27 protein-coding genes and 1 pseudogene are annotated in these 24179 nt (G+C 68.0%); 14 read left to right on the forward strand and 14 right to left on the reverse strand.

Annotated elements, in window-relative coordinates; all coding sequences use genetic code 11:
* Positions 1-32 precede the first annotated feature (32 nt).
* Genes ACJH6I_RS28640 through fgd form a run of 3 tightly spaced genes read right to left on the reverse strand, consistent with a single transcriptional unit; the run spans position 33 to position 4264 of the window.
* On the reverse strand, positions 33-1157 hold the full coding sequence (locus tag ACJH6I_RS28640; protein ID WP_064860065.1) for an acetate kinase: 1125 nt from the start codon (positions 1155-1157) through the stop codon (positions 33-35).
* Positions 1154-3223, reverse strand: coding sequence for a phosphate acetyltransferase (pta, locus tag ACJH6I_RS28645; protein ID WP_406784987.1), 2070 nt, complete (start codon positions 3221-3223; stop codon positions 1154-1156). The genes ACJH6I_RS28640 and pta overlap by 4 nt, the downstream gene beginning before the upstream one ends.
* 30 nt (positions 3224-3253) lie before the next feature.
* On the reverse strand, positions 3254-4264 hold the full coding sequence (fgd, locus tag ACJH6I_RS28650) for a glucose-6-phosphate dehydrogenase (coenzyme-F420) (protein ID WP_133427859.1): 1011 nt from the start codon (positions 4262-4264) through the stop codon (positions 3254-3256).
* 60 nt (positions 4265-4324) lie between these two features.
* Here fgd and ACJH6I_RS28655 point away from each other — a divergent pair, with 60 nt between their 5' ends.
* Positions 4325-5062 carry an MBL fold metallo-hydrolase gene (locus ACJH6I_RS28655; protein ID WP_064860062.1) on the forward strand — a complete coding sequence of 246 codons (738 nt, stop codon included), beginning with the start codon at positions 4325-4327 and terminating at the stop codon, positions 5060-5062.
* 12 nt (positions 5063-5074) lie between these two features.
* Here ACJH6I_RS28655 and ACJH6I_RS28660 read toward each other — a convergent pair whose 3' ends face one another.
* A complete protein-coding gene (locus ACJH6I_RS28660; RefSeq protein ID WP_135356045.1) occupies positions 5075-5392 on the reverse strand; it encodes a hypothetical protein in 318 nt (105 codons plus the stop codon).
* A gap of 182 nt (positions 5393-5574) precedes the next feature.
* On the opposite strand from ACJH6I_RS28660, the gene ACJH6I_RS28665 reads away from it, so the two are divergent.
* A complete protein-coding gene (locus ACJH6I_RS28665) occupies positions 5575-6297 on the forward strand; it encodes a hypothetical protein (protein ID WP_135356044.1) in 723 nt (240 codons plus the stop codon).
* Positions 6298-6306: 9 nt separating this feature from the next.
* Here the strand turns inward: ACJH6I_RS28665 and ACJH6I_RS28670 are convergent, their stop codons facing one another.
* A complete protein-coding gene (locus ACJH6I_RS28670; RefSeq protein WP_082762307.1) occupies positions 6307-7515 on the reverse strand; it encodes an FAD-dependent oxidoreductase in 1209 nt (402 codons plus the stop codon).
* Between the two features lie 76 nt (positions 7516-7591).
* Between ACJH6I_RS28670 and ACJH6I_RS28675 the strand changes: the two genes are divergently transcribed.
* Positions 7592-8446 carry an SDR family oxidoreductase gene (locus ACJH6I_RS28675; RefSeq protein ID WP_060998982.1) on the forward strand — a complete coding sequence of 285 codons (855 nt, stop codon included), beginning with the start codon at positions 7592-7594 and terminating at the stop codon, positions 8444-8446.
* 75 nt (positions 8447-8521) lie between these two features.
* Positions 8522-9793: an HNH endonuclease signature motif containing protein gene (locus ACJH6I_RS28680; protein ID WP_064860060.1), complete on the forward strand. Its 1272-nt coding sequence runs from the start codon at positions 8522-8524 to the stop codon at positions 9791-9793.
* 53 nt (positions 9794-9846) lie between these two features.
* Here the strand turns inward: ACJH6I_RS28680 and ACJH6I_RS28685 are convergent, their stop codons facing one another.
* Entirely contained in the window at positions 9847-10290 is a 444-nt protein-coding gene (locus ACJH6I_RS28685) for a VOC family protein (RefSeq protein WP_061004521.1), read from the reverse strand.
* Positions 10291-10418: 128 nt separating this feature from the next.
* Between ACJH6I_RS28685 and ACJH6I_RS28690 the strand changes: the two genes are divergently transcribed.
* Positions 10419-10850 (forward strand): PaaI family thioesterase, encoded by a 432-nt coding sequence (locus ACJH6I_RS28690; protein ID WP_061004523.1) that lies wholly within the window; start codon positions 10419-10421, stop codon positions 10848-10850.
* A 3-nt stretch (positions 10851-10853) separates the two neighbouring features.
* Here the strand turns inward: ACJH6I_RS28690 and ACJH6I_RS28695 are convergent, their stop codons facing one another.
* A complete protein-coding gene (locus ACJH6I_RS28695; RefSeq protein WP_061004525.1) occupies positions 10854-11657 on the reverse strand; it encodes a helix-turn-helix domain-containing protein in 804 nt (267 codons plus the stop codon).
* A 105-nt stretch (positions 11658-11762) separates the two neighbouring features.
* On the opposite strand from ACJH6I_RS28695, the gene ACJH6I_RS28700 reads away from it, so the two are divergent.
* The 5 genes and pseudogenes from ACJH6I_RS28700 to ACJH6I_RS28720 all read left to right on the forward strand — a co-directional run.
* Entirely contained in the window at positions 11763-12653 is an 891-nt protein-coding gene (locus ACJH6I_RS28700) for an alpha/beta hydrolase (RefSeq protein WP_061004527.1), read from the forward strand.
* A 12-nt stretch (positions 12654-12665) separates the two neighbouring features.
* The gene (locus tag ACJH6I_RS28705; protein ID WP_061004530.1) at positions 12666-13505 is read left to right on the forward strand and encodes an MBL fold metallo-hydrolase; all 840 of its coding nucleotides are present in this window, start codon (positions 12666-12668) and stop codon (positions 13503-13505) included.
* Between the two features lie 13 nt (positions 13506-13518).
* Positions 13519-14229: a flavin reductase family protein gene (locus ACJH6I_RS28710; RefSeq protein WP_406784988.1), complete on the forward strand. Its 711-nt coding sequence runs from the start codon at positions 13519-13521 to the stop codon at positions 14227-14229.
* On the forward strand, positions 14226-14639 hold the full coding sequence (locus ACJH6I_RS28715) for a nuclear transport factor 2 family protein (protein WP_212807164.1): 414 nt from the start codon (positions 14226-14228) through the stop codon (positions 14637-14639). Before ACJH6I_RS28710 ends, ACJH6I_RS28715 begins: the two co-directional genes overlap by 4 nt.
* A 178-nt stretch (positions 14640-14817) precedes the next feature.
* Positions 14818-15738 (forward strand): annotated as a pseudogene (locus ACJH6I_RS28720) (YbfB/YjiJ family MFS transporter); the annotation flags it as partial.
* A 39-nt stretch (positions 15739-15777) separates the two neighbouring features.
* Here the strand turns inward: ACJH6I_RS28720 and ACJH6I_RS28725 are convergent.
* A complete protein-coding gene (locus ACJH6I_RS28725; protein WP_212807165.1) occupies positions 15778-16707 on the reverse strand; it encodes a LysR family transcriptional regulator in 930 nt (309 codons plus the stop codon).
* A gap of 121 nt (positions 16708-16828) precedes the next feature.
* On the opposite strand from ACJH6I_RS28725, the gene ACJH6I_RS28730 reads away from it, so the two are divergent.
* Positions 16829-17542, forward strand: coding sequence for an SDR family NAD(P)-dependent oxidoreductase (locus tag ACJH6I_RS28730; protein ID WP_406784989.1), 714 nt, complete (start codon positions 16829-16831; stop codon positions 17540-17542).
* Positions 17529-17888, forward strand: coding sequence for a YybH family protein (locus ACJH6I_RS28735; protein ID WP_406784990.1), 360 nt, complete (start codon positions 17529-17531; stop codon positions 17886-17888). The genes ACJH6I_RS28730 and ACJH6I_RS28735 overlap by 14 nt, the downstream gene beginning before the upstream one ends.
* Before the next feature lie 8 nt (positions 17889-17896).
* On the opposite strand, the gene ACJH6I_RS28740 is transcribed toward ACJH6I_RS28735, so the two are convergent.
* The 6 genes from ACJH6I_RS28740 to ACJH6I_RS28765 are packed head-to-tail and all read right to left on the reverse strand — an operon-like array spanning position 17897 to position 21908.
* Entirely contained in the window at positions 17897-18289 is a 393-nt protein-coding gene (locus ACJH6I_RS28740) for a hypothetical protein (RefSeq protein WP_064981393.1), read from the reverse strand.
* Between the two features lie 10 nt (positions 18290-18299).
* Positions 18300-19514 carry an O-succinylhomoserine sulfhydrylase gene (locus tag ACJH6I_RS28745; protein WP_406784995.1) on the reverse strand — a complete coding sequence of 405 codons (1215 nt, stop codon included), beginning with the start codon at positions 19512-19514 and terminating at the stop codon, positions 18300-18302.
* A 5-nt stretch (positions 19515-19519) separates the two neighbouring features.
* Entirely contained in the window at positions 19520-19933 is a 414-nt protein-coding gene (locus ACJH6I_RS28750; RefSeq protein ID WP_212807169.1) for a rhodanese-like domain-containing protein, read from the reverse strand.
* A 20-nt stretch (positions 19934-19953) separates the two neighbouring features.
* Positions 19954-20403 (reverse strand): lumazine-binding protein, encoded by a 450-nt coding sequence (locus tag ACJH6I_RS28755; protein ID WP_318986959.1) that lies wholly within the window; start codon positions 20401-20403, stop codon positions 19954-19956.
* Between the two features lie 2 nt (positions 20404-20405).
* Positions 20406-21551 carry an ATP-grasp domain-containing protein gene (locus ACJH6I_RS28760; protein WP_406784991.1) on the reverse strand — a complete coding sequence of 382 codons (1146 nt, stop codon included), beginning with the start codon at positions 21549-21551 and terminating at the stop codon, positions 20406-20408.
* Between the two features lie 48 nt (positions 21552-21599).
* A complete protein-coding gene (locus tag ACJH6I_RS28765) occupies positions 21600-21908 on the reverse strand; it encodes a UBP-type zinc finger domain-containing protein (protein WP_346416095.1) in 309 nt (102 codons plus the stop codon).
* 58 nt (positions 21909-21966) lie between these two features.
* On the opposite strand from ACJH6I_RS28765, the gene ACJH6I_RS28770 reads away from it, so the two are divergent.
* Together ACJH6I_RS28770 and ACJH6I_RS28775 are read left to right on the forward strand one after the other, a co-directional pair.
* Positions 21967-23559, forward strand: coding sequence for a Na+/H+ antiporter (locus tag ACJH6I_RS28770; protein ID WP_406784992.1), 1593 nt, complete (start codon positions 21967-21969; stop codon positions 23557-23559).
* 156 nt (positions 23560-23715) lie between these two features.
* Positions 23716-24120, forward strand: a complete 405-nt coding sequence (locus ACJH6I_RS28775; RefSeq protein WP_061004554.1) for a helix-turn-helix transcriptional regulator — start codon at positions 23716-23718, stop codon at positions 24118-24120.
* Positions 24121-24179: the final 59 nt, after the last annotated feature.

Genomic DNA, 24179 nt, shown 5'->3' on the forward strand with positions numbered 1-24179 from the left:
CGCAAGCTACGCCGCGACCCTGGCAGGTTCCTTCAGACAACCTTGCAGACGTCGACGCAGGCCCGCGCGATCGCCAGTTCCTCGTTCGTGGGGATGACCAGCACACTCACCGGTGAGGTGTCGGTGGAGATCCGGCGCGCACCGCGGTTCGGGGAGAGGTTGCGCTCCTCGTCGACCTCGATGCCGAGCGCCAACAAGCCGGCGAGCGCATCGCGGCGGACGGCGGCGTCGTTCTCCCCCACCCCGGCGGTGAAGGTGATGACATCGGCCCCGCCCAGCAGCGCCAGGTATCCGCCGATGTACTTGCGCAGCCGGTGGATGTAGACGTCGTAGGCCAGCTGGGCCGCGTCGTCGCCCGCATCCATGCGCTTGTGCAGCTCGCGGAAATCGGTCGCCCCACCCAATCCCGATACACCCGAGTGGCGGTTCAGCAGGACGTCGATGTCCTCGACAGACATCCCGGCGGCGCGCGACAGGTACATGATGATGCCGGGATCGACGTCACCGGAGCGCGTCCCCATCACCAGACCCTCCATCGGCGTCAAACCCATCGAGGTGTCGATCGGCCGACCGCCGGCGATCGCCGACGCCGATGCGCCGTTACCCAGGTGCAGGACAATCTGATTCACCGATTCCAGGGGCAGACCCAGGAACTGCGCGGCCTGCTCGCTGACGTACTGGTGCGACGTGCCGTGGAAGCCGTAGCGGCGAATGTGCCACTTGTCGGCAACCTCCCGGTCGATCGCGTACTCGGCCGCGGCCGCGGGCAGATCGTGGAAGAACGCCGTGTCGAACACCGCGACGTGCGATACGTCCGGCAAGAGCTTGCGGGCCGCGTCGATGCCCAGCAGCCCCGGCGGATTGTGCAGCGGCGCCAGCGGGGCCAGCTCTTCAAGTTCGGCGACCAGCTCGTCGTCGATCACGGTCGGCCGGTAGAACCGCCGGCCGCCATGCACGACGCGGTGACCGACGCACGCGATCTCGTCGGCCGACACTCCGGCGGCACCGACCGCATCGAACACCTGCTGCAACGCTTTCGGGTAATCGTCCACCCGCTCGATCACGCCGTCGGCCAGCGACTCGCCCGAAGCCGATTGCACCAAGCGGTATTTCACCGACGACGAGCCGCAATTGAGTACCAGTACCGGCCCGCTCATTTCGCTCCTTGAGCCTGAATCGCCGTGATGGCAACGGTATTGACGATGTCCTCGACCAGCGCGCCCCGGGACAGGTCGTTCACGGGTTTGTTCAGCCCCTGAAGCACCGGACCGATCGCGATGGCGCCCGCGCTGCGCTGCACCGCCTTGTACGTGTTGTTGCCGGTGTTCAGGTCCGGGAAGATCAGCACCGTCGCCCGGCCGGCCACCGGCGAATCCGGCATCTTCGTCGCGGCGACCGACGGCTCGACGGCGGCGTCGTACTGGATCGGCCCTTCGACCAACAGCTCCGGCGCCCGCGTGCGGACCAATTCCGTTGCCGCCCTGACCTTGTCGACGTCGGCGCCGGTCCCCGAATCGCCGGTCGAGTAGGACAGCATGGCCACACGCGGCTCGATGCCGAACTGCGCGGCGGTCTGCGCCGAGCTGATCGCGATGTCGGCCAGCTGCTCGGACGTCGGGTCCGGCACGATCGCGCAGTCGCCGTAGGCCAGCACCCGGTCGGCCAGGCACATCAGGAAGATGCTCGACACCGTCGAGATGTCCGGCGCGGTACGGATGATCTCGAATGCCGGCCGGACGGTGTGTGCGGTGGTGTGCGCCGCCCCGGACACCATGCCGTCGACCATGTTGTTGTGCACCAGCATGGTGCCGAAATACGAGACGTCGTGGATGATTTCGCGAGCCTGCTCGAGGGTCACGCCCTTCTTCTTGCGCAGCTCGGCGTACTGGGCCGCGAACTGGTCGCACAGCTCGCTGGTACGCGGATCGAGCACCACGGCGGCCGAGAGGTCCAGGCCCAGCTCGGCAGCCCGCGCCCGCACCGTCGGCTCGTCGCCGAGGATGGTCAGGTCGGCGACCGAGCGCGCGAGCAGCCGGCTCGCCGCCCGCAGAATCCGGTCATCGTCGCCTTCGGGCAGCACGATGCGCCTGCGGTCCGCCCGGGCCCGATCCTGCAGCTGGTGCGTGAACATCTGCGGCGTGACGACCGACGGGATCGGGACCGCAAGCTGGGCAAGCAGATCCGCCACGTCGACATGCTCGTCCATGAGGGCCAGCGCGGTGTCGACCTTGCGCAGCGACGTGGCCGTCACCCGGCCCTTCGCCGTCGACGCGGCGCGGGCGGTGTCATACGTGCCCAGCTCGGTGGCCACGATGGGTAACCGCAGCCCCAGGCCCGCAACCAGTTTGGCGATCGATGGATGCAACGGCAGGCCGCCGTTGAGGATGAGGCACGAGATCGACGGAAAGCCTTCCGCGGCATGGGCACTGGCGATGGCCAGCACCACATCGGAGCGGTCGCCCGGGGTGATGACGGCCATGGAGTCGCGCAACCGCTCCAGACAGTGTTCGGCCGTCATGCCGGCGACCATCATTCCCATGACCTCGCGCGTCAGCAGCTCCTCGTCGCCGCTGATCAACGTGCCACCCACCGCGTCCCGCAGCTCCGCCACCGTCGGCGCCGCCAGCAGCGGCTCCTCGGGCAGCACATAGCTTTTCGGTGTGAACCGCTGCAGTGCGGTGGCCACGTCGGCGAGTTCGTCAGGGGCGCACCGGTTCGCGACGACCGCGGCGGTGTGCGCGTGCTGGGCCGCGAGCTCGGCCAGGCACAGCTCGACCACATGGGCCACCTCGCCGGGTGTGCGATCAGCGGCGCGTACCGAGAGCAACACGGGCGCACCGAGATTCACCGCGATGCGGGCATTCATCGACAACTCGCTGGGCGAGGCGACATCGGTGTAGTCGCTGCCGACGATGACCACCGCACCGCATTTGTCCGCGACGCGGTGGTAGCGGTCGACGATGTCGGCGATCGCCGCATCGGGATCGTCGTGCAACTGCTGGTAGGTGACCCCGGCGCAGTCGTCGTAGTCGAGGCCCGCGGTGCTGTGCGCGAGCAACAAATCCAGGATGTAGTCGCGGCCGGTCCCCGCGCGCACGATCGGGCGGAACACCCCGACGTTGGCGACCGTGGCCGCCAGCCGGTGCAACAGCCCTAGCGCAATGGTCGACTTGCCGGTGTCGCCTTCAGGTGAGGCGATGTAGATCGCGGTGGCGTCGGGCACGGCGATAAGCCTACCGAGCCCTGCCTTCCGTCACGCCAGCTTGCGCAGGCGAGGCTCAAGGTCGGTCTTGAACAGCTCCAGGAAGCGGCGCTGGTCCTGCCGGGGGTCGTGGAACACCAGGTGGTTCAGGCCCCAGTCGACGTACTGCTTGACCTTCTCGACGGCTTCGTCCGGGTCGGACGCCACGATCCAGCGCTTGGCGACCTGCTCGATGGGCAGCGCGTCGGCGGCCGCCTCCATCTCGATCGGGTCGTCGATGGAGTGCTTCTGCTCGGCCGTCAGCGACAGCGGCGCCCAGAACCGGGTGTTCTCCAGAGCCAGTTCCGGATCCGGGTCGTACGAGATCTTGATCTCGATCATCCGGTCGACGTCGTCGGGGTTCTTGCCCGCGGCCTCGGCGCCCTCGCGCATGGCAGGGATGAGCTTGTCCTTGTACAACTCTTCACCCTTGCCCGAGGTGCAGATGAAGCCGTCGCCGGCACGGCCGGCGTACTTGGCCACCTGCGGCCCGCCCGCGGCGATGTAGATCGGGATACCACCCTCGGGCACGTCGTAGATCGAGGCACCCTTGGTCTTGTAGTACTCGCCCTCGAAGTCGACACGGTCGCCGAGCCACAGCTCACGCATCAGGCGCACCGACTCACGCAGCCGGGCGTAGCGCTCCTTGAACTCGGGCCATTCGCCTTCGTAACCGGTGGCGATCTCGTTGAGCGCCTCACCGGTGCCGATGCCCAGGAAGATGCGGTCGGGGTACAGGCAGCCCATCGTGGCGAACGCCTGCGCGATGACGGCCGGGTTGTAACGGAACGTCGGGGTCAGCACCGAGGTGCCCAGGACCAGCCGCTCGGTGCGCTCGCCCACCGCGGTCATCCAGGCCAGGGAGAACGGTGCGTGGCCGCCGGTATGGCGCCACGGCTGGAAGTGATCACTGACGGTGGCGCTGTCCATGCCCGCCGCCTCGGCGGCCACCGCCAGCTCGACGAGTTCACGCGGCGCGAACTGCTCCGCCGACGCCTTGTATCCCAGCCTGAGTTCAGCCATGAGTCCCGTTCCTGTTCGTCGCCTCTGCAGTTCCTTTTCTACTCTGCCTACACTCGCCACATGGCGGCAGCCCTGAGCGCGATCACCGAAAATATTCACTTCGCCCAAACCGACCTGGTGAACTGGACCCTGGTCAGCGACGACAGCGGGGTGATCCTGATCGACGCGGGTTTTCCCGGCCAGCGCGATGACGTCCTGCGTTCACTGCGCGACCTGGGCTTCGAGGCCGGCGACGTACGGGCGATTCTGCTCACCCACGCGCACGTCGACCACCTCGGCGCAGCCATCTGGTTCGCCAAAACCCATGACACACCGGTGTTCTGCCACGGCGCCGAGGTCGGTCACGCCAAACGCGAATACCTGGAACAGGTTTCACCGGCCGACCTCCTGACGCGGGCCTGGAACCCGCGGTACCTGGCCTGGTCGATGCACATCGTCGGCAAGGGCGGGCTGGTGCGCGAGGGCATTCCGACCGCGCAGGCCCTCACCGAGGACGTCGCGGCGACGCTGCCGGGCAGTCCGCAGCTGATTCCCAGTCCAGGGCACACCGGCGGACACTGCTCCTACGTCTTCGGCGACGTGCTGGTGGCCGGCGACGCCGTCGTCACCGGTCACCCCCTCATCACCAAGGGCGGCCCGCAGCTACTGCCGCACATCTTCAACCACGACGAGGCGGCGTGTGAACGCAGCCTGTCGGCGCTCGGTCTGCTGGACACCCAGGTGCTGCTGCCCGGCCACGGGCCCGCGTGGCGCGGCCCGGTGCGGGAGGCCGCTGAACTCGCTTTGCAGCGACGCTGACGCCGGTCGCCGTCACCCGCCGTGTTTGACCAGCTCCAGGAACAGCACGAACAACCCGGCCAGGAGCAGTCCGCCGGCCACGACGACCGCCGGCAGGAAGAGCATGTGATCGAGCTCTTCGTCGTCAAAAGTGTTGTTGCCCTGGGCGTCACGGTTGATCGGGCCGTAGAACACCTTGCCGAAAGTGGACCAGCGCACCGCGCGTGCGCGCCGACGATGCGGGTGATCCTGGGGCGTCCCGCCGATGTACGTGCGCGCCGCCATGCCGGCCCCCAACACCAGCACGGCGGCGACCAGCAGCAGACACCCGACGGCCCAACCGGTAAGCACAAATCAAGCGTATCCACCTGATCGGCGGAGCAACCCGGATTCCGCAGCGCTCGGTTGGGCAGCCGGCCCGATCCTGTCCCCCTCGGTACCAGGAAGATCGCGGCCTCCCACATGCCAATCCACCGAGGCAGGGTCGAGTGTGGACCGCCACCCGGCGGCCGCCGTCTTCAAAGGAGCACGCCATGTCCCTGCTGCACGAAGTCATCTCCGCATCCGGCGGCCAGGAGCGCTGGGAGCAGGTCAACCGCATCAAGAACCATCAGCTCATCGGCGGCGGACTGTGGGGACTCAAGGGCGTCGACGGCATTCTCGATGATTCGCGGGTGGAGATCAGTCCCAAGGACCAGCTCGCCTGGCACCACCCGCTGCCCGAGCCCGGGCTGCATTCCGCGTACAGCCCCGGCCGCGTCGTCATCGAAACCGATGGCGACTCGCCAAAGACTTTGGAAACATTGGATTCTCCTCGTGATTCCTTCGCCGGACACACCCTCGAGACGCCGTGGTCCACGCTGCAGCTGGCCTACTTCGCGGGCTACGCGATGTGGACGTACCTGTCCGAGCCGTCTTCGCTGACACTGCCCGGTGTCCACACCGAAGAGCTCGGCACGTGGCACGAGAACGGCCAGACGTGGCGCCGGCTCGGTGTGAAGTACCCCGATTCCATCGCCACCCACAGCACCCAGCAGACCCTCTACATCGATTCGGACGGCCTGATCCGGCGGCGCGACTACGACGTCGACATCGCCGGCGACTCCCCGGCCGCGCACTACTCGGACAACCACACCGAGTTCGACGGCATCGTGCTCCCGACCAAGCGCGTCGTCTACGTCCGCGACGCCGACGGGCAGCCCGTGCGCGACATGGTCACGGTGACCATCGACATCGACGACGTCACCGTCAGCTGACAGCGTCCGTCATGCCGAGTGGACGTCCGGGGTCCGCACGTGTTCGGGACGGAAACCGCGGCCGACGAGCAGCGGCGGAATGTATTGCAGCGGGCCCTTTCCCACGAATGACGGCACCTTGATCGGTGACAGGTCGCCGGCCAGGTTGGGTTCGATGAACTGGTTCTGCGCCAGCACCTGGCCGGCCTGGATGATGCGGGTCGGCAACTCGCGGCGGCGTTGCACCTTGGCCAGATCCGAGTCGGCGAGCAGGCCGTTACGCAGCGGACCGCACAGGATGTTGGCGGCGGCGACCGCGTCGGCCACCGCCAGGTTGATACCGACGCCGCCGGCCGGTGACATCGCGTGCGCGGCGTCGCCGATGCACAGCAGCCCCGACCGCCACCAGGTCTTGAGCCGGTCCACCCGCACATCGAGATGGCTGGTGTCGTCCCACGATTTGAGGTCCTCGACGTGCTCGCGCAGCTGCGGCCGTACCGACACGAGCCGGGCCTTGAAGTCGTCGAGTGAGCCGCCCTGCGGATTGGCGCCCTTCGGCATGAGGTACGCGACCTGCCAGTAGTCGCCGCGATAGATCATCGCCATCAACAGACCCTTGCGGATGATCCCGAACAGCTCCTGCGGATCGCCGGGGCGCCAGCCCAGCCGGAACCACAGCACATCCATGGGGCTGTGCGCGCTCGCCATGGGGAGCCCGGACGCCGCGCGCACCGCCGACTTACGGCCGTCGGCAGCCACCACCAGATCGGCGCGCACCTCCAGCTCGGGCGTGCGCACGCCGACGACGCGGCCGCCCTCGATGATCAGGTCGGTCACCTCCGCGTTGCGGATCAACCTGAATTCCGGGTAGGCGGAAGCCTTTTCCGCGAGGAAGTCCAGGAAGTCCCACTGCGGCATCAGCGCGATGTAGGGCTCGGGGAACCGCAGCGCCTTCAGGGCGCCGAAACTGCCGAACGTCCGCAGGGTGCCGTCGGCGTCCATGCAGACCCGGTTGATCTTGGTGTGCGGCAACTTCAGGAACTCGTCGATGAACCCCAGCTCGTGCATGATGCGCAACGTGGTGGGGTGGACGGTGTCGCCGCGAAAGTCGCGGAGGAAGTCGTTGTGCTTCTCCAGTACGACGACTTCGATGCCGGCGCGCGCCAGCAGCAGTGCATGCACCAGACCCGCAGGTCCACCACCGGCTACACAAACCTGAGTCCGCAGCGCGCGCGTCATGCCCCCGACAGTAGCCCGCCGGGGTGGCCAAATCAGGGCTTCATTTCAAAACTTGACACGTGTAAAGTTTGCGGCCATGGACAACATCCGCGGCAAGACCATCGCCATCACCGGAGCCGCACGAGGCATCGGTTACGCCACCGCCAAGGCCCTTCTCGCCCGCGGCGCGCGCGTCGTCATCGGCGACCGGGACGTCGCAGTACTCGAGTCGGCCGTCTCTGAGCTGGTCAAACTCGGTCCGGCCACCGGGTACCCGCTCGACGTCACCGACCGCGAGTCCTTCGAAGTGTTCCTGGACAAGGCCCGCAGCGACGGCGCCGGCCACCTCGACGTCCTGATCAACAACGCCGGCGTGATGCCGGTCGGCCCGTTCCTGAAGGAGACGGAACAGTCGATCCGGTCTTCCCTCGAAGTCAACGTCTACGGCGTCCTGACCGGCTGTCAGCTCGCGCTTCCCGAGATGGTCAGCCGCCGTAGCGGTCACATCATCAACATCGCCTCGCTCTCGGGCCTCATCCCGCTGCCCGGTCAGGTGGTTTACGTCGGGGCGAAGTACGCCGTCGTCGGCCTGTCCACGGCCCTGGCGGACGAGATGGCTCCCCACGGCGTCAACGTCTCGGTGATCATGCCGCCGTTCACCAACACCGAGCTGATCTCGGGCACCAAGTCCGGTGGCGCCATCAAGCCGGTGGAACCCGAGGACATCGCCGCGGCCATCATCAAGACCCTGGACAAGCCCAAGACCCACGTGTCGGTCCCGCCGCCGCTGCGCTTCACCGCACAGCTGGCACAGCTGCTTCCGCCCAAGGGCCGCCGCGGGATGAACAAGGCGCTCGGGCTGGACACGGTCTTCCTGGAGTTCGACGCTGCCAAGCGCAAGAGCTATGAGGACCGGGCCCGGACCGCGCAGGGTGTCATCGAGAAGGACTGATCCGGCGTAGACCCGAGTTTCTCGCCCTGCTTCAGGGTGCGAAAACTTGTCGGACCCTTCTGCTTTGATGGTGTTATGTCCAGCACGGCAACGGCTTTCGCAGTTGAAGCGCCGTCGCCGTGTGAGCGTATGGACGCGTACTTCGCGGAGATCGGTGAGCTGACCGGTCAGCGCAACGCAATTGACGGCCGTCTGGTGGAGATCGTGGCCGAGATCGACCGCGACGGGCTGTGGGGCGCGACGGGCGCCCGGTCATTGCCGTCGTTGGTGGCGTGGAAGACCGGGGTGTCGCCGCGTAACGCGGAAGTGATGGTGGCGGTGGCGCACCGGATCGAGGAGTTCCCGCGGTGCGCGGAGGCGATGCGGGCGGGCCGGTTGTCGTTGGATCAGGTCGGGGTGGTCGCCGAACACGCGGCCGACGGTTCGGATGAGCATTACGCCCAGTTCGCCGAGAGCGCCACGGTCACGCAGTTGCGGACTGCGGTGAAGCTGGAGCCGCGCCCCGAGCCCGAGCCGGAATCGGCGCCGGAGCCGGAGCGGTCGATCCGCAAGACCAGCCATGAGGACGGGTCGGCCACGTACAAGATCCGGCTGCCGAAGTTGGAGGCGGTGAAGTTCGATGCCGCGGTGGCGTCGCATCAGGATGCGTTGGTGGCGGACTGGAAACGCGACCACGAGAATTCAGAAACCGGTGACCCGGTGTCGGATGTGGTGCCGCCGTTCCCGAACCAGGTGGATGCGTTCATGAGCCTGATTGAGGCCGGGTGGGACAGCGATGTGGAACGTCGTCCGCATGGGCAGCACACCGCCGTGGTGGTGCACTTTGACCTCGAAAAGCGCGCGGCCGCATTGCATGTGGGGTTGCTGCTCACCGACGAGGAACGCCAACTGCTGTTGTGTGACGCCACCTGCGAGGTGTGGCTCGAGAAGCACGGTCAGCCGATTGGCGCCGGGCGCAGCACCCGCACCATCAGCCGGCGGCTGCGCCGCGCTCTGGAACACCGCGACCGCTGCTGCCGGGTACCGGGGTGCGGGGCGACCCGCGGCTTGCATGCCCATCACATCATTCATTGGGAGAACGGCGGGGAAACCGAGCTGCACAACCTGGTGCTCGTGTGCCCGTATCACCACCGGTTGCACCACCAGCGGGTCATCACCATCACCGGCCCGGCTGATCGGCTGGTCGTCACCGATGCCGCGGGCCGCCAACTCGACGGCGGATCCCTGGCAAGGCCACCGACGACACCCTTTCCTGATGTGCCGCCGTGCCCCGGACCGACCGGGGAACGCGCCCAATGGTGGTGGTACCAACCCTTCGAACCACCACCCACACCGTCGACCAACTGAGTGGTGCATCGAATTAACCTGGGCGCCAGTATCTTCCGTGTTTCCGCTGGCGACTATCGCCCCGGCAACCGCGTGGTGATCTCCTGCAGCACCCAACCGTTGCCGTCGGGATCCTCGAACGAGGCGTACGACGCGTAGCTGCGCCGCTCCAGGTCTGGACCGTCGACCCGGCCGGCCGTCCCGGCGCGGTGGAAGACACCACCCTCGTCGTGAAACACCTCGCTGACTGTGATGCCACGGCCAACGAGCTCAGCACGCGCCGCCACAACATCGTCGACCACCAGGTGCAGCCCGCCCACCGAGCCCGGCACCGCGTCAGAGACGCCGGTACCGAAGATGACCGAAGCACCGGAACCTGGTGGAGTCAATTGGATCACCCGGAAGTCCGCAGCGGTCTCGAAGTCGGCGTCCAGCCGCCAGCCCAACTTCTCGTAGAAGTCCTTGGCCCGGTCGACATCCGACACCGGCAGGACGGCGATCTCGAATTTCATATCCATGCCGGATCAAAGCACCCACCACCTCAGGAGAATTCCCGCCCACCCTGGGGCCACGGGGGCCAGGGTCGCCGGAATGAATACTGCGAACGTGGTGCTCACGTCAGCAGAACCCTGCGACAGGAGCAGTCATGCCAGAAACCACGACGCCCGGACCCACACTCAGTCTCGCCGAGCTCAACAACGGCAGCCCGTTCCTCACCGCGGCCGGGCTGCAAGTCACGGAGGCGACGGGCCGACTCGTCGTCGGCACCATCGAACTGGGCCCCGAGCACCACACGCCGTGGGGCGTCGTGCACGGCGGCGTCTACACGACCGCGGTGGAATCCGCGGCGAGCATCGGCGCCAGTGCGGCAGTGGCCGATCGCGGACAGTTCGCAGTCGGGGTACACAACAGCACAGACTTCGTGCGTTCCACCACCGGCGGGACGGCAACCGTCCGAGCCGTCCCGGTGCAGCAGGGCCGCACCCAGCAACTGTGGGACGTGACGATCACCGACGCGAACGGCAGCCTCCTCGCGCGCGGCAGCCTGCGCCTGCACAACCTCGACCTGCGGCGCTGACGCCTACAGATTCCGCAGCGCTTCAAGGGCTTTCGCGGAGTCGCTACCGGGGTCAGCACGGAATGTGATGACGTGCTGCCCACCCGAGTGCGGCAGGTTCAGTCGATTGCGATGCAGGAAGAGGTCACCGACCACCGGGTGGCGCATGTGGGTGACACCCGGCCGGTAACCGACGTCGGCCCGCCCCCAGAGCTCCCGGAATCGTGTACTGGCAGCGGACAATTCACCGACCATCCTCTGGAGATAGGGATCGTCGGGGTGATCACCCGTCACCTCGCGCAGACCGCCTACCGCGATCTCCGTCGCCTCGTCCCAGTCGACGAAGAAATCCTGGGCCGCGGGATCCAGGAGCCGCCAGGCCAGGATGTTCTGTCCCGGCCGGAAACCGGGCGCCAGCGCACAGGCGAGATGGTTGGCGGCGAGCACCACCTGGTAGCGGTTGGCCACGAAAGCAGGCATCGGGAACTGATCGATCAGCTCGTCCAGCCCGTCGGCGGCCTGCTCCAATCCCGATTTCTCCCAACGGATTCCGGTGGGATTCGCCAGGCGGTACAGATATTCCGTGCCGTTGATGTCCAGCTGCAGCGCCCGCGCCAAGGCCTCGAGCACCTGCGGTGACGGATTCGTGTCGCGGCCCTGCTCGAGTCGCAGGTAGTAATCGGAGCTGATCCCGGCAAGCAGAGCCAGCTCTTCACGGCGCAGGCCGGCCACCCGGCGGCGGGAGCCGGCGATCAATCCGACATCCTCGGGGCGGATCTGTTCACGGCGAGACCGCAGATAGTCGCCGAGCGCATTCCCCTTCGCCATCGTCTGAGCCTAAACCTGGCCCTGCCAATACCAGGATCACCGCGGCGTTCCCACGGACCACGTTCCGGGCTGATCGTGGACATCAGCAGACGAGGAGCGTGGACCATGGAGCGACAGGACGTCGAATTCACCGCAGCCGACGGAGTGACGCTCCGCGGCTGGCTGTTCATTCCGGACGGCGCGGGACCGCACCCGGCGATCACGATGGCCCACGGCTTCGCCGGGGTGAAGGAACACGGGCTGACGCGGTTCGCCGAACTGTTCGCCGGCGCCGGGTTCGTCGTCCTGGTGCACGACCACCGCAGTTTCGGCGCCAGCGACGGGATGCCGCGCGGTGACGTCGACCCGTGGACGCAGGTCGCGGACTGGCGGCGCGCCATCTCGTTCCTGGAGAGCCACCCGTCGGTCGACCCGACGCGAATCGGCCTGTGGGGCACCAGTTATGCTGGTGGGCACGCCATCGTGCTGGGCGCCACCGACCGGCGGCTGCGGGCCGTCGTCGCGCAGGTCCCGACCATCAGCGGCTATCAGCAGAGCCTGCGGCGCGTCGCTCCCGAACACGTGGCGGCGCTGGAAGCCGCATTCATCGACGACGAGCGCCGCCAGTTCCGCGGCGAACCACCGGCTGTGCAGGCCGTCGTCGGTGCCGACCCGGCGGTGCCGGCCGCCTACCGGTCCGCGGAGGCCATCTCCTTCTACACCCAGCCGGTGCCGGACGGCGTGTGGGACAACACGATGACGGTGCGCTCGTCACGTGCGGCGCGCATGTACGAGCCGGGCACCTGGATCGCGCGCGTCTCGCCCACGCCGCTGCTCATGATCGTCGGACTGCGCGACACCGTCACCATGACCGATCTGGAACTCCACGCCTACGAGCAGGCGCTCGAACCAAAGAAGCTCGTCACCGTCGACGGCGGGCACTTCGCCGCCTACCTCGACCAGTTCCCGAAGGCCGGCGGCGCCGCCCGCGACTGGTTCACCGAACACCTCGCCTGAAAGGACCTCGTCATGACCACCCTGAACTACGACGTGCTGGTGCACGACGGACTGCGCCGCTACCGCGACCAGCGACTGCCCGACGGCAGCCCCATCGTGTCCTCCCCGGTGTCGTCCACGCTCATCTTCGGCGACCACGACGCCGTCCTCGTCGACCCGCCGTTCACCCACGAGCAGATCAGCCGCGTCGGCGACTGGATCGAGAACTCCGGCAGGCGGCTGACGGCGATCTACGCCACGCATGGCCACGGCGACCACTGGTTCGGCACCGATGTTCTGCTGCAACGCTTTCCCGGTGCCGTCGCCTACGCGACCGCCGGCACCATCGGCAAGATGCACGAGCAGGCCGTGGCGGGCCGCGCCCAGATGTGGGACGTCGACTTTCCCGGCATGATCCCACCGAGCCCCGTTGTCTACCAACAGGTTCCCCCCGAAGGGTTCGAGTTGGAAGGTCAGCGCCTGGTGCCGATCGAGGTGGGCCACACCGATACCGACGACACGACCGTGCTGCACGTGCCGTCGATCGGACTGGTCGTCGCCGGCGACGTCGCCTACAACGGCGTGCACCAGTACCTGCTGGAAAGCGATCACGGTGGCATCCGGTCGTGGTTGCAGGCCCTCAACCAGGTCGCCGCACTCCGGCCCCGCGCCGTGGTCGCAGGACACAAGAACAAGGACCTCCCCGACGATCCGGCGATCATCGACCAGACCCGCGACTACCTGCTCGACGCCCAGCGGCTGCTGGCCGGAAAGCCCAGTCCCCGTGAGTTTTTCGACTACATGATCCGGCTGTATCCGGACCGGCTGAACGTCGGGCCCGTCTGGTACAGCGCCCTGGCCCTCCTGTCCTGAAAGGCATTCCGTCATGGTCATCGACCCCACCGATCTCGATCCCACCTCGAGCTACAAGCTGCTGATCGGCAGCGTCCTACCCCGGCCCATCGCCTGGGTCAGCACCGCCTCGACCGCAGGCGTCGGCAACATCGCGCCCATCTCGTTCTTCACCGTTGTCGGCCGCATGCCACCGATGCTGTCCATCAGCCTGCAGCCGCGGTCCGACGGCGTCACGCTGAAAGACACCTTCGTCAACATCCGCGACACCGGCGAGTTCGTCGTCAACCTCGCGACCATCGACAACGCCGATACCGTCCACCGCTCCGCGTTCGAATTCGACCATGACGTCGACGAATTCGACGCCCTCGGCCTGCACAAGGCCGCGTCGGAGACCGTCGCGGCGCCGCGTATCGCCGAGGCGCCGATTTCGTTCGAGTGCGAGGTGGACCGCATCATCCCGATGCCGCCCCTGCCCGACCACGTCGTGTGGGGACGGGTGACGAAGATCCACATCCGCGATGAGCTGTACCTGCCGAACGGACGCATCGATGTCGGTGCGCTGGGCGCGTTCGGCCGCCTGGCCGCCGAGTACTCGTTGATCGACAACATCTTCACGACGCCCCTGCCCGACGACGTCGTGAAGACACTCAGTACCCGGCGCGCTGCCCGCCTCGACGGGAAGCCGACCGACTTCTCCCCCATCGACACCGCGGCCTGGTCCGCGTCAGGAGCGACGAAATGAGCGGCTGGCAGGACGGTTTCGCGCAGCAGTCCCGGACCACATTCGCGGCTGAGTTCGCCGACGACATCGTGCTGGACGCCACCGCCTTGGCGGCACCCGTCCACGGCAGAGACCTTGTCGCCACGGTGATGGCCACCGCGAGCTCGATCTACGAGACCCTGGAGTTCACCGAGTCCGCGCAGGCCGGATCGACGAGCTATCTACAGTGGCGGGCAACAGCCTTCGGCGGCATGCAGATCCGCGGCGTGACCATTCTGGACCGTGACGCCGCGGGCAGGATCACGGGCGCCGCCATCCACCACCGGCCACTACCGGCAGTATTGCGGTTCTCCGCAGAACTCCGGGATCGCTTGTCCGGCGTCGTCTCGGCCGAGCACTTCATCGCAGAAGCGCTGTTCCCGGCCGGCTGAGCCGTCTGCGAGGCAATTCCTCACAGCTGCAAGGAGACCGGTCCTGGCGACCGACGGCCGGAGCCACGCACCATGAGGCATGCCCACGTCCGCCTGGCTCTCGATCGCCCGCGCCGCGGCAGCCCTGGCCGCGGCGATGGGCATCGGCCGGTTCGCCTACACGCCGATTCTCCCGCTGATGACGGGCCACGCCGGCCTCACCGGGCCGGCCGCAGGGCAGCTGGCCACCGCCAACTACGTCGGCTATCTGATCGGCGCGGTGGGCGCCGCCGTCTCGCCGCGGCTGGCCCGGTCCGTTGCCGTGTGTCGGGCGTCGCTCGTGATCCTGGTCGCGACGCTCGCGGCAATGACGCTGAGCACCAACGTCATCGAGTGGGGCGCCCTGCGACTGGTGGCCGGTATCGCCAGCGCGCTGGTGTTCGTGATCGCCGTCAACACACTGATGGATCACGGGCATCGGGCCCACCACGCCGGCTGGGCGTTCAGCGGCGTCGGTATCGGCATCGCGTTGTCCGCGGCCCTGCCCGCCACGAAAGACTGGCACGTCGCCTGGTGGGCGGCGGCGGGCCTGGCGGCACTGCTCAGTGCGTTCGCCTGGCACCTGCATCCGGGTACCTCCGGCGACATCCCGAAAGCACCTGCCGGGCAACAGGGCAGCGCCCGCGGTCCGCTGGCGTTGCTGATGGCGAGCTACAGCCTCGAAGGCGTCGGCTACATCATCGCCGGCACCTTCCTGGTCGCCGCGGTCGCGCAGCAGGCACCGGGCGGACTCGGCAGTGCGGTGTGGCTGCTGGTCGGTCTGGCCGCCGCGCCGTCAGCCGCACTGTGGGCGCGGTTCACGGGCCGCTTCTCGTATGCCGCACTGCTCGTCGCCGCGTTGCTGCTGCAGGCCGCCGGGATTGCTGGGGCGGGCCTAGGAAACGAGGCAACAGCACTATTCGGCGCCATCCTGTTCGGCGGCACCTTCATCGGCATCAGCACCCTGGCGCTCGCCGCCGGCCGCGCGCTGCAGTTTCCCGGCGCCGTCGCGCTGCTGACGACGGGTTACTCCGTCGGCCAGATCGTCGGGCCGGTCGCGGTGGCGCCCCTGCTGCACAACGGTTTTCAGCAGGCCCTGCTCGCCGGCGCCGCCGTCGTGCTAGTGGCGGCCCTGGCCGCGCTGTTGATGTGGATCAGTGGACGGCAGCCACGCCGCGTCGTCGATCCCGAGGGCGGCGGCGTCCCGCGTGAGCGCCTCGACGACAGCGTGAACGGCAGGGTTGTCTTCGCCCCGCCGCCACACGAGTGACCACGTCCACAACGGTGTCGGCTGAATCACCGGACGGCGCACCAGGTCTCGCGGCAGGGTGTCCGTCTGCCCGCGCGGGTTGTTGAGCACCGGACGGCCCAGCTGGCGGACATGCTCGAAGAACGTCGGACCCGTGACGCCGCCGTCGTCGGTGCGCATCACCCGCGCACCGGTGTCCGCGGCGAACTGTTCGCCGTAGCGGTTCCACGACTCCCAGCTCGCGGTGTCCGAATCCACCAGCACCAGGGTGTCTTTCGCGTGCACGGGTGAGTCGTCGGTACCGACGCACAGCGCGAACAGCCGGTCCACCCCCATCAGCCGGGCTTCCAGTTCGAGCCCGGCCAGATCGTCGGTCTGCACCCAGCAGATGGCCAGATCGAGGATGCCCTCGGCAACCCGGGCCGCCTGCGCGTGCGACGGCATCACCCAGGTATCCACGCGCAGCTGCGCGACGCCGGCCGCGCGCTCGGCCAGGTCGGTCGGGCACCAGTTGACATAGCCGATGCGGATCGGTTCGGAGTTCGACAAACCGATTGCCCGCCTGCGGAATTCGTCGGCCTCGGCCACCAGGGACCGGGCGTGCGGCAACAGCGACGCACCCGCCGCCGTGAGGCGCACCGACCGGCGGTCGCGATCGAACAATTCCACCTTGAGATCGCGTTCGAGCGCCTTGATCTGCTGGGACAGTGACGGCCCGGCGATGTGCAGGCGTTCGGCCGCCCGCCCGAAATTCAGCGCATCGGCAACGGCAACGAAGTACCGAAGTTGCCGCAGCTCCATGTCGACAGCGTAGTAGGCACAGCCTCTCAGCAGAAAGCGAACAAGTCCCGGAGCAGCGGCATCGATGCGGCCCGGCCGAGGTTGTGAAGGGCAGCAACGTCAACCGAAAGGAACCACCCCGATGAGCACCACAACCCGCGTCGCGATCGTCACCGGCGCATCCCAGGGCATCGGCGAAGCCCTGGTGGCCGGCTACCGCAAGCTGGGCTACGCCGTCGTCGCCAACTCCCGCACCATCGCCGAGAGCGACGATCCCCTGGTCCTGACCGTCGCCGGCGACATCGGCCGCCCGGGCGTCGGACAACAGCTCGTCGACGCCGCGGTCGAGCACTTCGGGCGGGTCGACACCGTCGTCAACAATGCCGGCATCTTCATCGCCAAGCCCTTCACCGAGTACACCGACGCGGACTACGACGCGATCACCGGCGTGAACTCCCGCGGCTTCTTCGAACTGACCCGCGCCGCCATCACGACCATGGAAGCCCAGGGCGACGGCGGGCACGTCGTCACCATCTCGACCAGCCTCGTGGACCAGGCCAACTCTCAGGTGCCCTCGGCCCTGGCGTCACTGACCAAGGGCGGCCTCAACGCCGCGACGCGCGCCCTGGCCGTCGAGTACGGCAGCCGCGGCATCCGCGCCAACGCCGTCGCGCTCGGCATCATCCGCACCCCGATGCACGCACCGGAGACCCACGAGTTCCTGTCGGCGCTGCACCCGGTCGGCCACATGGGCGACATCTCCGACGTCGTCGACGGTGTCCTGTACCTGGAGAACGCCAAGTTCGTCACCGGCGAGATCCTGCACGTGGACGGTGGTCAGAGTGCCGGGCGCTGAAGCTGTTCGCGAGGTCCTGGACCGGTGGCAGGCGGGCATCGCCGCCCACCGGCCGGACCAGGTCGCGGCGGTCTTCACCGACGACGCGATATTCCAAGGACTGCGGCCGTACAGCGTGGGCCGCCAGGGCGTCTTCGACTACTATGAATCTCAGCCGGTCGGCCTGACGGTCGACTACCGCATCAACGAGATCCGCGAACCCGCAGCCGGCGTGGTGCTGGCCTACGCCCGGGTCGACTTCACCCGCCCCGACGGTGAGGTGATCAGCCTGAACCTGAGTGTCCTTGTCACACAAGGCGACAACGGCTGGCAGATCGCGCACTACCAGGTCTCACAGATCGGTTGACGGGCAGATCAGAACTGCGGGACCGGCTCGCCGACGCGGTAGGCCTCGATGACATCGAGGTTCGCCATCAACTGCTCGACGGTGAAGCTGTAGATTTCGCCGTCCTCTTCGGTGCCGACGAGGATGAGCTGCGGCTGCTCCGGATCGGAGACCCAGATCCGCGTCACCAGTTCACGCGGATCGTCTTCGGTCGATTCGAAACCTGACGGCGGGTAGTACCAGATCAGGTACTCGTCGTTGGAGTAGTCCGAATCGAAAACCCAACCGCGCGGCAGGATTTCACCCGCGAGCCGCCCGACGGCCTCGACCTCGGCATGCACCTCGTCGGGCAGCCAGTTGGCATTGCGCGTGGTCTGCCGCTTCTTCCGACGGGCCTTCTTGGCCGCAGTCTGCTTGGACATCTCCAGCCCCCTAGCTCAGCGCCTGATCCAGGTCGGCGATCAGATCCTCGGTGCCCTCCAGGCCGACGGAAATCCGCACCACGCCGTCGCCCAGACCGATCGCGGCCCGGCCCTCCGGCCCCATCGCGCGGTGCGTGGTGGTGGCCGGGTGGGTGATCAGCGTCTTGGAATCGCCGAGGTTGTTGGAGATGTCGATGACCTGCAGCTTGTCGAGCACCTCGAACGCCCGGTCCTTGCCGCCGTCCAGTTCGAAGGTGACGACGGTGCCGCCGCCGCGCATCTGCCGCTTGGCCAGGTCATGTTGCGGATGTGATTGCAGGAACGGGTATTTCACCCAGTTCACGCCGCGCGCGCCTTCCAGGAACTCGGCCACCCGCTGCGCGGATCGGTTCGAGTAGTCGACCCGGATGGCCAGCGTCTCAAGGCCTTTCAGCATCGTCCAGGCATTGAAGGCGCTCATCGCGGGGCCCGTGTGCCGCATCAGCTGCTGCACCGGACCGGAGATGAACTCCTTGTCACCGAGGATGGCACCGCCGAGCACGCGGCCCTGGCCGTCGATGTGCTTGGTACCCGAGTAGACGACGACGTCGGCGCCGAGCTCCAGCCCCTGCTGCAGCAGCGGCGTCGCGAAGACGTTGTCCAGCACCACCTTTGCGCCGGCGGCATGTGCCATCTCCGACACCGCGGCGATGTCGACCAGCGACTGCATGGGGTTGGACGGCGTCTCGAAGAACACCGCGGTCGTCGGCACCGACAGCGCCTCCTCCCACTGCGACAGGTCGTCACCGTCGACGAAGACGGTCTCGACACCCCAGCGCGGGAGAATCTCGTTGCACACCACGAAGCAGGACCCGAACAGGCTGCGCGCCGCGACCAGCCGGTCGCCGGCGGCCAGCAGCGCACCCAACGCGGTGAACACCGCCGCCATGCCGGTGGCCGTCGCGAAAGCGGCGGGCGCCCCTTCGATGAGCCGCAGCCGTTCCTCGAACATCTGGATGGTCGGGTTGCCGTAGCGCGAGTACACGTACCGGTCGATCTCGCCGGTGAACGCCTGCTCCGCGGCCGCCGCCGACTCGTAGACGTAGCCCGAGGTAAGGAACATCGCCTCGGCGGTCTCTTCGAACTCGGACCGCAGCAGGCCGCCGCGCACGCCGATGGTCGCCTGGCTGACGCCGTCGGGCAGCGGCGCGGGGACCCGGACGGAGGGGACGCCGTCGGCGTTCACGCCTCTCACGACTGCACCCACGGCAGTCCGATGGCGCGCCAGCCGCTGCCACCGCGATGCCCATGCTCGTCGAGGTGCCCCTCGAAGCCGTCGAGCACGTTGTACGACGGGCCGATCCCGGCTGCCGTCGCCGCCTCGGCCGCACCGATCGAGCGGTTACCCGAGCGACAGAGGAACACCACCGGCCGCTCGCCGGGCGTCACCCCCGCGGCCAGCAGGTCGTCGACGAAGCTGGTGTTGCGCTTGCCGTCGTTCGACACCCACTCGATGTACACAACGTCCCGCCCGAGGCTGGAGATGTCGGGCACGCCCACCCAGCGCCATTCGGCGTCGGTCCGGCAGTCGACAAGCACCGCCTCGGGGTTCTCACTGAGCAGGTCCCAGGCCTGCTGCGGCGTGATATCTCCCGCGTAGCTCACGGATGCGAGTCTGTCACAAACTAGCTCGGGACCGGCGAGCACACCTTCCATGCGCCGTCCTCGTTCACCAGCACCACCGGCGCCGTGGGCTTCTGATCCGGTGTCTTGTCGAAGTGGTACACCAGCACGGCGGTGGCCTTCTGGCCGTCGAACTTGATGTCCCGCACCTCGTCGACGTAGCGCTGCCCGTTCTTGGCAGCCGAATCCTCTTGTTTGGCAAGCACATCGGCCTCGGTGCCGGCCTGGGCCTTGCAGGTGTACGTCTGGAAGCGCGCGTAGTCCTTGCGCTGCAGCCCGTCGTTCTGGCCGACGACCGCGGTGCGCACCAGCTGCTCCGGCGTCGGATCGTTCCGGCCGAACACCCCGATCGCGTTCAGGACGGCGATTATGACCACGAGGACCACAATCAACCCCAGCGCCGCCAGGAAGGGCCCCAGCGTCTGCCGCGGCTGCGATTCCGAATCGGTCATGGTCACGTCCCTGTCTGGTTGATCGCGGCCGAGTGGTTGAGCACTGCGGCCACCTGATGCGCGCGGTCACGCGCCCGCACGACGTCCGGCGCCGTCGCCAATGCCACGCACACCTCGCCGGAGAGCCGCACGTCGCTCTCGGCGATGGCCAGCGCATCCGGCAGTGCGCGCGCGAGTGCGGCCCGGTCCGACGCCGGACGGCTGACCTCGCCGGCCGCCGGCGAGATCATGATGGTGTCGACCGGCAGTCCGAGGATCGCCCGGGCGTGCAGGTCGAACTGCGACAGCCGCTGCGAGCGCGTCGTCACGAAGCCGGCGCCGGTCAGCATCGGATGGACCGTCGCGAAGTACACCTCCTCGGCTCCCGACTCCGGGTCGGCGCCGAGCAGCAGGTCGACCGTGAACAGCCCCGTGCCGCCGAGCTTGCCCGCGATCCGGGCCGCGATCGAGCGCGCCGCGTCCAGCGCCGACTCCGACAGCTGATGCGGCTGCCACAACTCGAGCGGACCGGCGGCCGAGAGTGACGTGTCGCGGCGGTGTCCGATCGGCTCACAGAACTGCACCACCGGACCCGCCTGGCCCTGCGTCCGCACCGTCAGCATGGTGAACTCGGCCGCCACGTCGACAGCCGTCTCGGCCATCACGCGCTCACCGCCCGCCGCCACCGCGCGGTGCCACGCGACGTCGACGTCCTCGAGACGCGACAGCACCGAACGGCCCGCACCCTCGGATCCGGGATGCGTCACCGGCGTGATGGTCAACGGCAGCCCGGCGTGCTCGGCAACCGCGGTGAGTTCGTCGACCGATCCGGCGAACCAGAACGGGGCCGTCGGCAGCCCGAGCTCGTCGGCCGCCAGGGTGCGCAGTGCCTCGCGATCAGACGCGAGCCGCAGGGCCGCCGGCGTCGGGAACACCGCGACTTCGTCGAGCCCGGCCAACGCCTGCACGACGTCGGCGCCGAGGTCCACAGCCGGGGTCTGCACCACGACCACCTGCGGGGTGTGCCGGCCGATCAGGGTCCGCAACGCCTCCCCGCCGGCAGGCGCGGGCACCGCGGTCGCCTGCGCCCCCAGCCGCTGGAAGGACAGCACCAGTTCACTGCTCAGTTCACCGGTGCCGAGTACCAGAACCGTTGTCCGGTCTACCAAGTCACCAACCTCCCCCGTCGTCTGCTCGCCCCGTCGGCCAATCTCCCGTCAACCCAATCTGATGTCGACGTAGCACCACCGCCAGCTCTCCCCCGGCTCGACCGACCGCATCACGGGATGGCCCGTGCGACGGTAGTGCTCGTTAGCGTGTTGGTGCGGACTCGAATCACAACAACTGACCTGTCCGCAGGTCAGACACATCCGCAGGTGCGCCCACGTATCCTCCCCAAGTGCCGCACAGTCACCACAGCGCCCGGGTGTCTGCGGCTCCGGTTCAGCTTGGCCGGCAGCGTCGGCGAGGTGCGTGCAGGTGGTCGGGGAATTTTCTTCACGCGGTCGCGTTGCCCGTGACTGCATCCATTTCCCCAGCATGTTGAACAAGGATAGGGCTGGCTGACCGAGGAGGTTCGAGGACGTGGGTGCCCCACTGCTGGCAGTGCTGGTGGCCTCGGTGTTGTTGGCGGCGCTGGCCCGCCGATACGACGTCTCCGCGCCACTGGGACTCGTCGTCGCCGGACTGGCTGTCGGGCTGATCCCCGGCGTGCCGGCCATCGAGATGCAGCCGCAGTTGGTCATGTTCGTGGTGTTGCCGCCGCTGCTGTGGTCGGCCGGACTCGAGAGCAGCTATCTGGCGCTGCGCAAGAACGTCCGCCCCATCGGACTGCTCGCGGTGGGGCTGCCGCTGGCCACCACGCTGGTGGTGGGCTTCGTCGCGTTTCACACCGTCCCGGAGCTGACGGTCGCCGCGGCCCTCACCCTGGGAGCCATCGTTGCGCCGCCCGATGCGGTGTCCGCTGCGGCCATCGGCCGGCGACTCGGGCTGCCGCGCCAGATCATGACGCTGCTCGGCGGCGAGAGCCTGCTCAACGACGCCACGGCACTGACCGCGTACAAGGTCGCGCTGGCCGCTGCCGTCGGCGCGGCGGCGACGTGGCAGGGCGCGCTGGGCACGTTCGCGCTCGCCGCCTTGGGCGGTGTCGTGATCGGCGGACTCATCGGCTGGCTCATCGAGTTCATCCGGACGTGGCTCGACGACCCGCTGGTGGAGAGCGCCATCGGCCTCGTCGCACCGTATTTCGTCTACTGGCTGGCCGAAGAGGCACACGGCTCCGGCGTGATCGCCGTGGTGGTCGCCGCGCTCCTGCTCGGACAGCGCGCGACGCGGGCGTCGTACGCCACCCGGCTGCAGGACGACGCGGTGTGGAAGTCGATCCAGCTCGTGCTGGAATCGTTCGCGTTCCTGATGATCGGCCTGCAGCTGCCGACGGTCGTCGACGAGCTGACCGGTATCCGCGCGGTCACCCTGGTCGTGGCGTCGGCCGCGGTGCTGGCGACGGTGATCGCGGTCCGCATCGTCTGGGTGTACGTCATGGCCTACACGCCACGGATGCTGTTCCGCGGGGTCCGGGACCGAGAACCCGCCCCGACCCCGTCGCAGGTCTTCATCGTGGCGTGGGCAGGCATGCGCGGTGTCGTGTCACTGGCCGCGGCGTTCGGTGTGCCTCTCGTGACACTGAGCGGCGACCCGTTCCCCGGCCGGCCGCAGCTGGTGTTCCTGACGTTCGTCGTGGTGATCGGCACGCTGCTGTTGCACGGCCTGACGTTGCCATGGCTGATTCGCACGCTCGACGTGCGCAGTGAGGCCGAGGCCCATCAGGATGCCCTGGAGCAGGCCGCGGCCTCGAGTCGCGCGGCGCAGGCGGCGGCCGACCGGCTCGACGAATTGCTGGCTCGCAGCAGCGATTCCAGCGCCCAACAGCACGTCGGCGAGGTATTGCAGAGCTGGAACGACCGGCGCCGCAACGCGGTGTGGGAACGACTCGGGCGCAGTGACGACGACATCGGCGAAAGCCCGGCGTCGGCCATGCGGCGGCTGCGGCTCGAGATGCTGGCGGCCGAGCGCGAGACCTACATCGCCGAACGCGACGCCGGGAACATCGACGACGAGGTGCTGCGCTCGGTGCTGCACGGGCTGGATCTGGAAGAAGCGGCGCTCAACCGGGAGTAGCGCTTGGCTCCCGCGCCGAGATTCCAGTTGAGCCTGCAGTGAGGGCGCAACCTACTCGCACAAATACGCCCTGGGTACAGGATCAACGGGCCACCGTGCACTTTCGACGCAACCAGCCCTTGACGCCGCCACGACGCCGGCCTAATCTACAACCAAATGGTTGTAGATACTTTCCCTGAGGCATTCACCGATGCGGAGATCGACCGGATCTTCCACGCATTGGCGGACGCCACGCGCCGCGACATCGTCGCCCGCACCATGCGCAGCGACCAGTCGGTGAGCGCGCTCGCGCGTGGCTACGACATGAGCTTCGCCGCGGTACAGAAGCACGTCGCGGTACTGGCCGGAGCCGCACTGGTGCATAAAGAGCGCCGCGGCCGGGAACAACTCGTGCGTGCGGTGCCAGAAACCCTGCACCGAGCGGGCGTGCTCCTGGAGCGCTACGCGGCGCTCTGGCACGACCGCGCCGCGAGCATCGAGGCGATCCTCGCCGAAGACGGCTATCCGCCCCACCAAACATCAAGCCGCACAACACCACCCAACCGAAAGGACTCTCAATGACCGTGTCAAGCCGCCGCCGTGGCGATTTGGGGCGTGTCGGGGTGCCAGGTCCGGTTGTC

The sequence above is a fragment of the Mycobacterium sp. SMC-13 genome, assembly GCF_045311035.1.
GTDB lineage: Bacteria > Actinomycetota > Actinomycetes > Mycobacteriales > Mycobacteriaceae > Mycobacterium.

What these genes read in the sequence shown, in the direction of transcription:
- ACJH6I_RS28640 (WP_064860065.1), bottom strand. Translation starts at nt 1,157, where the DNA reads ATGAGCGGGCCGGTACTGGTACTCAATTGCGGCTCGTCGTCGGTGAAA.
- ACJH6I_RS28730 (WP_406784989.1), top strand. Translation starts at nt 16,829, where the DNA reads ATGAGCACCACAACCCGCGTCGCGATCGTCACCGGCGCATCCCAGGGC.
- ACJH6I_RS28680 (WP_064860060.1), top strand. Translation starts at nt 8,522, where the DNA reads ATGTCCAGCACGGCAACGGCTTTCGCAGTTGAAGCGCCGTCGCCGTGT.
- ACJH6I_RS28670 (WP_082762307.1), bottom strand. Translation starts at nt 7,515, where the DNA reads ATGACGCGCGCGCTGCGGACTCAGGTTTGTGTAGCCGGTGGTGGACCT.
- ACJH6I_RS28715 (WP_212807164.1), top strand. Translation starts at nt 14,226, where the DNA reads ATGAGCGGCTGGCAGGACGGTTTCGCGCAGCAGTCCCGGACCACATTC.
- ACJH6I_RS28775 (WP_061004554.1), top strand. Translation starts at nt 23,716, where the DNA reads ATGGTTGTAGATACTTTCCCTGAGGCATTCACCGATGCGGAGATCGAC.
- ACJH6I_RS28655 (WP_064860062.1), top strand. Translation starts at nt 4,325, where the DNA reads ATGGCGGCAGCCCTGAGCGCGATCACCGAAAATATTCACTTCGCCCAA.
- ACJH6I_RS28740 (WP_064981393.1), bottom strand. Translation starts at nt 18,289, where the DNA reads ATGTCCAAGCAGACTGCGGCCAAGAAGGCCCGTCGGAAGAAGCGGCAG.
- ACJH6I_RS28675 (WP_060998982.1), top strand. Translation starts at nt 7,592, where the DNA reads ATGGACAACATCCGCGGCAAGACCATCGCCATCACCGGAGCCGCACGA.
- ACJH6I_RS28665 (WP_135356044.1), top strand. Translation starts at nt 5,575, where the DNA reads ATGTCCCTGCTGCACGAAGTCATCTCCGCATCCGGCGGCCAGGAGCGC.
- fgd (WP_133427859.1), bottom strand. Translation starts at nt 4,264, where the DNA reads ATGGCTGAACTCAGGCTGGGATACAAGGCGTCGGCGGAGCAGTTCGCG.
- ACJH6I_RS28725 (WP_212807165.1), bottom strand. Translation starts at nt 16,707, where the DNA reads ATGGAGCTGCGGCAACTTCGGTACTTCGTTGCCGTTGCCGATGCGCTG.
- ACJH6I_RS28765 (WP_346416095.1), bottom strand. Translation starts at nt 21,908, where the DNA reads ATGCAGTCACGGGCAACGCGACCGCGTGAAGAAAATTCCCCGACCACC.
- ACJH6I_RS28755 (WP_318986959.1), bottom strand. Translation starts at nt 20,403, where the DNA reads ATGACCGATTCGGAATCGCAGCCGCGGCAGACGCTGGGGCCCTTCCTG.
- ACJH6I_RS28710 (WP_406784988.1), top strand. Translation starts at nt 13,519, where the DNA reads ATGGTCATCGACCCCACCGATCTCGATCCCACCTCGAGCTACAAGCTG.
- ACJH6I_RS28695 (WP_061004525.1), bottom strand. Translation starts at nt 11,657, where the DNA reads ATGGCGAAGGGGAATGCGCTCGGCGACTATCTGCGGTCTCGCCGTGAA.
- ACJH6I_RS28685 (WP_061004521.1), bottom strand. Translation starts at nt 10,290, where the DNA reads ATGGATATGAAATTCGAGATCGCCGTCCTGCCGGTGTCGGATGTCGAC.
- ACJH6I_RS28705 (WP_061004530.1), top strand. Translation starts at nt 12,666, where the DNA reads ATGACCACCCTGAACTACGACGTGCTGGTGCACGACGGACTGCGCCGC.
- ACJH6I_RS28700 (WP_061004527.1), top strand. Translation starts at nt 11,763, where the DNA reads ATGGAGCGACAGGACGTCGAATTCACCGCAGCCGACGGAGTGACGCTC.
- ACJH6I_RS28690 (WP_061004523.1), top strand. Translation starts at nt 10,419, where the DNA reads ATGCCAGAAACCACGACGCCCGGACCCACACTCAGTCTCGCCGAGCTC.